Origin of the sequence: Pseudoalteromonas sp. PPB1, from assembly GCF_015356275.1 — a bacterium.
Taxonomy (GTDB): Bacteria; Pseudomonadota; Gammaproteobacteria; order Enterobacterales; family Alteromonadaceae; genus Pseudoalteromonas; species Pseudoalteromonas rubra_D.
In genome coordinates, this window is sequence record NZ_JACEQV010000016.1 from 59832 (window position 1) to 67725 (window position 7894).

The window sequence follows — 7894 nt, forward strand, 5'->3', positions numbered from 1 at the left end:
AATCAGCTATGTAATCATGTCATTGGTCTACAGGCATGCATGCCTATACTTAACGAAAGAAGTAATCAAACATGTTTAGTTGGTTAAAACAATGGTTGTTGGAGAGCCCTTCAACAGCACATGGAGAAATGAAGATGACAAAAGTACTGGTGTTATATTATTCAAGCTATGGCCACATCGAAACGATGGCAAATGCCGTTGCAGAGGGAGCTGGTTCGGTTGATGGTGTTGAGGTAACCGTTAAACGTGTTGCTGAGTTAATGCCGGAAGAGGTTGCAAAAAATGCTGGGGTTAAGTTGGATCAGGTGGCTGAGATTGCCACACCGGCAGAGCTCGAAGGTTATGATGCCATTATTTTTGGCACCCCCACGCGATTTGGCAATATGGCGTCGCAAATGAGAAACTTTTTAGACCAAACTGGTGGTTTGTGGGCTGCAGGCAAGCTGATTGGAAAAGTGGGCAGTGTATTTACTTCGACGGGTACAGGTGGCGGTAACGAAACTACCATACAGTCATTCCATACGACCTTATTCCATCACGGTATGGTGGTGGTTGGGTTACCTTATGCAGCGGCTGAGTTAACGGATATCTCAGAAGTCAGAGGCGGCTCACCATTGGGGGCTGCCTGTATTGCGGGGGCTGATGGCAGTCGTCAACCTTCAGATAAAGAAATCGCCCTGGCTAAGTTCCAGGGGCAGCATGTAGCGGGTATTGCTGCCAAATTAGCCTAATGGCACAAAATACGGCGCAGCGTAAAACCGCTGCGCATTTCCCCTATAAGCCACTTGTTGTCTGTTTCGTTAAGGATTACAAGTGTTGGAATGTTATTACCGGCTAATAAGTTAGCTGAGCTGCACTTGACGTAGTTTTTGGATTTATTCTTTGTCTGAAGGAGCGCCATGCAAGCTAGCATTAAGTGATAGAGTATTATTTTACGTATTGCCTCAGGAAATTGTCGTTGTCTGACGACGACGGCTGACTCCGCTAGTGTGTTTGGCATGCTGGTCGCGATAAACTCCCGGGCTGACACCCACAACAGATTTGAATTTTCTGACAAAAAAACTCAGATCGGAAAAACCAACATCATCGCATACTTCAGTGACCCGGCACAGAGGGTCTTCTCGTAACAGTGTCATGGCTGTTTTAATTCTGAGTCTTAACAAAGTTTGTTTGAATGACAGGCCTACATAACGCTTGAATAAAAATGACAAGTGAGAGGGGCTGACACACGCATGACTGGCAACTTCACTAAGATTGACTGGCCTTTTGAAATTTTCTTCCACATATTGCAGTGCTCTGACAAGGGCGGGGTGAGATTTATCGGCTATTTTTTGCAGGTTTACAGGGACTGGATGCTGTACTGTAGCTGCATTATTGGGGTGATATGCATGTGGCTCTCTACAGGCCGTAAGAGACTGAAGTAAAGTGAGGAACTCATTATTTTTTGAGCGTGTCGATGTGGAGAGTGTCCCTGAATACTGAGTAGGTACATCATCTATGATCGGCAACGTTTTAATCAGTGTTTGTTTGGTGATCTCCTGTTGGGGAGACAATATAGACAGCGTATCCAGGCAGTGTTTTAGTTGTCTTATATTGCCTGGCCAACTGTAGTGTTTCAGCCATTCCATTGCCTGATCGTCTATTTGCAGCTTGGCGATGTGCTGGCAGGTTGCTTTGTAATGGGCTATCAGATCCGGTATGTCTTCGCGCCGTTGCGCCAGTGTCGGGATATTCAGTTCAAGGCTATGATAATGTAACCAGTATAAAAATGAGTTTTGCGGTGTGTGCTTTAAAGCTTGTTGATGTTTTTGAATTGTAGTGGAAGTTATCAGTCTTGGTGCCTGGACATTGGTATTCAGATTAAGCCAGTAGTCTTTGATGGCGTCTATTTGCCCGGTATCTAACGCATCTATGTTCTTTAGATATAGCGTGCCTGAAAGAGATTGGGCAATAAGAGAGTCGAGTTTTTTAATCGCGCAATTATCAGCCCACTGGTTCACACAAGAAACGATAAGTGGCTGTGAGTTAACCTTATCTAAATAATGTAAGTGGCTGACAGCTAAATGTTTGCCACTGCCTGGCTGGCCAATGATGTGGACAGGTAAGTTACTTTCAGCGAGCAGGCTAATCTGCTGCTTTAATTTAAAAAGTACATCACTACTGCCAATCCAGGGTGGTGTAATAAAAAAGCGCTTTGAAACTGTGGACATGATATTTCCTTGTTTTCAGGTTCTGTATAAACAAGCCATCCAGCGAAGGCTGTATGGCTTGTCGTGTCGTCAAGGAAAATGTAGTTTTATATGTGAACCGATTTTGGGTCAGTTGCTGGTCACTTTATTGGGACGTCTATCGGGTTGAGGATGCCTGGGGTAGGTGTACCAACTGAAATCAGTACTCTTCGTCTGGCTTTTGAGTGCTTCCTGAATAAGTGGGTGTATAAAATAAAAGTGCTCATCACTTTGTTTGATTAGTCCGCTACAGAGCATTTTGTGCAATACACAGAGCGGTGCACGGATCTGCTCATTGTCGTTGAACTGTTGCAACTGGTGCGTGTTGAAGCTCTGTCCCAGGCTAGCTGCAAATTTGAGTGTTCTGGCTACTTCGCAAGGCATTGCGTTTAAACAGGTGCGGGCAAACTGTTGTAATGCATTAGGGAGTGCGTTGAGCGGATCTGAGTCTGACAACAGCTGCTTCAGAAAATAGGGGTTACCTTGCGCACGTTTTATCGCGTCGGCAGTTTGCTCTCTGTGTTTTTGGGGCTCCTTGCCCTGACAGCGTAATATGTGGGTTGCTAATTGAGCCATGGCATCTGGGTCTAATGGTCTAAGAATGATTATGTGAGCATGATCCAGCCACTTTGGCGGATAAATAAAAGCATGTTTTTGCTGGGATGCAATAATGAAAGTGACTGCATGTGGTGTGTTACACGACGTAAACAGGCGAATGAACTCAAGTGCGTTGGTCGATAAATTATGTGCGTCGTCAATTATAATCGCAACAACACCTTTGTGGTTGGCATAGGCAATCAGGCTTTGAGCAATTTGTTTATCTAACCACTTAAGTCGGGACTCAGAGAGCATGGAGAGTGTATCCGTTTCGCCTTGATTCAAATTGCTGTCTAACCGCTGACGCAGGCGTAATGCACAAAGCACATTGTTGGCTATCAGGTCTATTTTCAGACTAATGTCACGACTCGATGCCAATTCAGTGACAGACATGAGTGCTTTAATAAAACAAGGAATCGAGAAAGTGGGTGCGCTACTATCGTTAGGAGCTGTACAGGAAAAAGCAAGGCACCGTTTACCTGCTGAGGCCAATTGTGATGCGAAAGTGGCCAGCAATCTGGATTTTCCGGCGCCTGTCATCCCTTGTAAATAGACGATTTTAAATGCCGAGTTGTCGAGTGCATAGTTAAGTATGCAATGAAGGTGGTTTAGCTCCCATTCTCTGCCATAGCAGGGGTTAGGCATATCTTTTACCAAATGACGATAGAGCCAGGGGGGGGCATCATTATCACCGATAAGTGTATCGATACTTACCTGAAAGTAATTGGCGAGGTTCTGTATGGTACGACATAGTACTTGCTTTCCCGCTTCCGCGCGCTTTATTGTGGAAACTGAAACGTTATTGCACTCTTGAGCGAGTTTCTCCCGGCTAAGTGCTTTTTTTTCTCAGCAAACGCAGAGTTGTTTTGTTTACTGCAATTCTTCCGTGGCTGGAAGTGTTCATAGTTATCTCCTTTGGCTTGTGCATCATTACTAATGACAGTATTGCTATTAATATATTTACTACTGATGTCCTTAAGTTTATTTTTATGTTAATTACTACACTATTACACCTTAATTACAGTGCTCGTTAGTTGCAACAACTGGCACTGTATTGGGCCTGTCATTCTATCAATGTTGGTTTATTTTTACCCTGACGCCGCAATTAAAATGAACGGCATTTGCGTGTTTTATCGGCCGGTTCCACAACCTTTGTTCGAAACTTAAAACGGCATGTTTAAAGTTTTTTAAATTTTCTTGATCTTTGTTTCACAAGGGTGCGTATTGCTCGAATGTTGACCACCTTGATGGAGAAGAACGTGAAAGCACTGATAAAAATAATGTTTATAAGTACCCTGGCCTTGCTCGCGGCTTGTTCCGACGATGATAACGAAGTTGTCGTCACACCACCAGAAGAGAACTCGGTTTATGATGCTGCTAAGGCTGCTGGCAGCTTTAACACACTGGTAGCGGCTATTGACGCTGCAGGCCTGACGGCTACGTTAGACAACACCGCAAATACTTTTACTGTATTCGCTCCTACTGATGCCGCCTTTGCTGTATTAGGAGAAGAGGCCATCAACGGTCTGCTCGCAGACCCTGATACCCTGAGCAAAATACTCACCTATCATGTCCTTGCGTCAGAAGTGAAAGCTGAAACTGCGCTTACTTTAGCCGGGCAGACTACTGAAACAGTTAACGGTGCAAAGCTTGCCTTGTCGTTGTCTGGCGACAATCTGCTCATTAACACGGCGACAGTAACACAAACCGACATAATGACTGATAATGGCGTGATCCACGTTATTGATGCTGTTTTAATGCCGCCGAGTGATGCGACATCAACAGCAAATATTGCACAGGTGGCGACACAAGCAGGCAACTTTACGACCCTGCTAAAAGCGGTCGAAACAGCGGGCTTGACCAGTGCACTCACTGGCAGCGATGACCTGACTGTTTTTGCTCCAACAGATGCCGCTTTTGCAGCACTGGGTACAGCAACCATTAACACCTTACTGGCAAACCCTGACGTGCTGGGTAGCATTCTTAAGCAGCACATTGTGGCGGGCAAAGTGGATTCAGTTACGGCTATGTCACTGAACGGTAAAAATGCCACTACGCTTGAGCAAAACCAGCAGAGCGTCGCGATCGACGCAGCAACAGACATGTTGAAATTTGCAGGTGTAACTGTAACTCAAACTGATATTCCGGCTTCAAACGGCATCATTCATGTATTGGACGCCGTGGTGGTGGGTAATATCAGCGTACCTGAATCTTTGGGGCTCATTCCTGAGGTCGCAGCAGGGGCTGGGTCATTTAATACTTTGTTAAGCCTGGTTACTGCGACGGGTTTGGATACAACACTGGGTGACCCGACTACTAAGTTTACCGTCTTTGCACCCACTGATGCTGCTTTCGCGGCTTTGGGTCAGGAAACGCTTGATGCGCTAGCCGCAGACACCGACAAGCTAAAAGACATTCTTCTTTATCATGTTGTGGCAGGGCAGAGTGTGATGTCAGATGCGGCAGCTGGTATTGCCTCATCTGCAGATAATATGGTGGCTATGGCAAATGCTGACAAAAGCGCTTTGAGCATAGTCGATAGCATGCTGTTTATTGATGATGCCGTTATTCGCACTGCTAATGTAAAAGCAGATAATGGCGTGATCCATGTGCTCGACAAAGTGATCATGCCACCTATGGATAAAATGGCTAGCGAAAAAACCATCGTGGATGTCGCGGTTGAAACGGATGACCTGTCAACTTTAGTCACGGCACTTCAGACGGCAAATCTGGTTGAAGCGCTATCCGACACCACCAAGCAGTTCACCGTTTTTGCGCCGACTAATCGCGCATTCCAGAAAATCCCGGCGGCAGATCTGACTGCCTTATTGGCCAACCAGGCAGGTTTAACACAAGTGCTGACTCAGCACGTGTTACCGCTGGAAGCATCGTCTTCACTGGCTTATAGCCTAAACGGTAAGCAGGTTGAAACACTGGCTACCAATATGTTGGACTTGAAAGTGGTTGATTTCGTGTCGACGGCGAACACTGAAAACGACATGGTAGCTTATGATGCAACCAACCAAAGACTGGTATCTGGCAATGGTGCAGCCATGGCAGGTAAAACGCTGTATGTATTCGACGATGACCTGACTTTTGCTAACAGCCAATGTGTTGATGCGTGTGCGACTAACTGGCCACCTGTGACTGCGACACAGGAACAGGTTGCAAATATTCCGGGCTTGTCACTTATCGCCAGACTGGATGGAAGCATGCAAGCTGCCTATCTTGGCCGCCCATTGTATATGTTCGCACAAGACGTCAACCCTGGTGATGCAACAGGTCAGGGTGTTGGTGGCAAATGGTGGCAAGTGAGCTTGCCGACGTCTGGTCTACAGGTAGAAGGTAGTAATATCACCCAGGTTGATATTTACACTGCAAATGGTGTGGTGCACCTGATTGATACTGTGATCACAGCAGTCGATTGATTCCCTTCCTCACCTTTCCTATGAGGCTTTGGCGCAACATCCTTAATGTTGCGCCTTTTTTATGTAGTGATTACTCATCAAGCGTCAGAACAATTCTGCCAGTGATGTCATTATTAAGCATGTTATCAAAGACTTCATTGATGGCTTCGAGTGGTTGGGTCTCAACAATGGCTTTTACTTTACCTTCTGCTGCAAATTGCAGGCATTCAACCAGATCCTGACGGGTACCGACGATACTGCCAACGACACTGACGCCCTTGAGCACAGTATCAAAAATGGGAATTGGCATTTCCTCCGGTGGCAGGCCAACCAGCACACAGACTCCACCACGTTTAACGCTATGAAAAGAAGCCGTAAAAGCTGATTTAGAAACTGCGGTACATACTACCGCCTGAACGCCGCCAAGTTGTTCTTGTATCGTGGTGGCAGGATCTTGCTGAGTATAATCCACGACCATATCAGCCCCCAGAGAGTGAGCCAGAGCAAGCTTATCGTCACCACTGTCTACAGCCACGACATTGAGGCCCATGGCTTTGGCATATTGAATTGCCAGATGACCTAAACCGCCGGCACCAACAATCGACACCCAGTCACCCGGTTTTGCTCCTGAAACTTTCAGTGCTTTGTAGGTCGTTACGCCCGCGCAGAACAAGGGAGCAGCTTCGACGAAGGGCACATTTTCGGGGATTTTAACCACATAATTGGCGTCAGCTTTAGTAAATTGTGCGTAACCGCCATCGACCGAATAGCCACTGTTTTGCTGCTGTGAACAGAGATTTTCTTCTCCTTTTAAGCAGTGTTCGCAATGGCCACAGGCACTGTGTAGCCAGGGCACACCAACTCTGTCTCCAAGCGATAAATGGGTCACATCGTCGGCCTTTGCTACGACAGTGCCCACGCCTTCATGACCTGGGATTAGGGGGAGTTTAGGTTTTACGGGCCAGTCCCCGTGGCAGGCATGCAGATCTGTATGGCATACACCACATGCAGCAATTTCAACCAATACTGAACCTGGGGTCAATGACGGCTTGGGTACTGTTTGAATTTCTAACGGTTGTTTAAATGCATGAACGAGCGCGGCTTTCATAAGAGTCTCTCCTGAAGGTGTTAGCCACGAGTATAGAGATTTAAAACTGACATATTTTGATCCGGCGCAAACTCGCCAGTGACTGTGTATTCATTTTAGGTTCGTCATTGCGTTGCTAACTTTTGGTCAGACTGTAACGATTGTCATACACCCGGCTCAAGATGCCTATGCGTTTTTAAAAAGAGCAACTAAACTTCATGCAAAATAGCAGCTTGTATTAACTTCCTTTGGCTGAATGCGTCGCGTCATAGAAGTAAGGTTGGTTTATCTTTGGGTACGTAAGCAACTGTAATTTACCAATGCAACCAGCTGCGTTAAATTTGGCATATAGCCTGCTTTGTCATTCATCGCTGATTATGTGGCGTTTATCGCAGGTGATATAAGGGGGTGGCGCTTCCCCCGACTTAACACTTGAGTTAAGTGTGGTTGCATATTTGTTAAATTTGTATTCTGTTTTGCTTTATTTTTTAGTGCTTTGTGATAGCATCAGTATGAAAACCATCAAACAGGAAGCGTTATAGCTGTTTATAAAATGGCTACAAGAAGATAAAAAC

5 protein-coding genes are annotated in these 7894 nt (G+C 45.9%); 2 read left to right on the forward strand and 3 right to left on the reverse strand.

What is annotated here, in order from left to right; translation table 11 throughout:
* Window positions 1-134: 134 nt before the first annotated feature.
* Entirely contained in the window at window positions 135-731 is a 597-nt protein-coding gene (gene wrbA, locus IY568_RS16395) for an NAD(P)H:quinone oxidoreductase (RefSeq protein WP_010380774.1), read from the forward strand.
* Window positions 732-944: 213 nt separating this feature from the next.
* Here the strand turns inward: wrbA and IY568_RS16400 are convergent, their stop codons facing one another.
* Complete coding sequence (locus IY568_RS16400) at window positions 945-2210, reverse strand: AraC family transcriptional regulator (protein ID WP_194868126.1); 1266 nt, start codon at window positions 2208-2210, stop codon at window positions 945-947.
* A gap of 108 nt (window positions 2211-2318) precedes the next feature.
* Entirely contained in the window at window positions 2319-3470 is a 1152-nt protein-coding gene (locus tag IY568_RS16405) for an AAA family ATPase (protein WP_194868127.1), read from the reverse strand.
* Window positions 3471-4084: 614 nt separating this feature from the next.
* On the opposite strand from IY568_RS16405, the gene IY568_RS16410 reads away from it, so the two are divergent.
* Window positions 4085-6253, forward strand: coding sequence for a fasciclin domain-containing protein (locus tag IY568_RS16410; RefSeq protein WP_194868128.1), 2169 nt, complete (start codon window positions 4085-4087; stop codon window positions 6251-6253).
* 70 nt (window positions 6254-6323) lie between these two features.
* Here IY568_RS16410 and adhP read toward each other — a convergent pair whose 3' ends face one another.
* Complete coding sequence (adhP, locus tag IY568_RS16415) at window positions 6324-7340, reverse strand: alcohol dehydrogenase AdhP (protein WP_194868129.1); 1017 nt, start codon at window positions 7338-7340, stop codon at window positions 6324-6326.
* Window positions 7341-7894 lie beyond the last annotated feature (554 nt).

Bases quoted from the DNA above. Each gene is read 5' to 3' on its own strand.
- wrbA (WP_010380774.1), top strand. From the start codon at position 135: ATGACAAAAGTACTGGTGTTATATTATTCAAGCTATGGCCACATCGAA.
- IY568_RS16400 (WP_194868126.1), bottom strand. From the start codon at position 2,210: ATGTCCACAGTTTCAAAGCGCTTTTTTATTACACCACCCTGGATTGGC.
- IY568_RS16405 (WP_194868127.1), bottom strand. From the start codon at position 3,470: ATGCCTAACCCCTGCTATGGCAGAGAATGGGAGCTAAACCACCTTCAT.
- adhP (WP_194868129.1), bottom strand. From the start codon at position 7,340: ATGAAAGCCGCGCTCGTTCATGCATTTAAACAACCGTTAGAAATTCAA.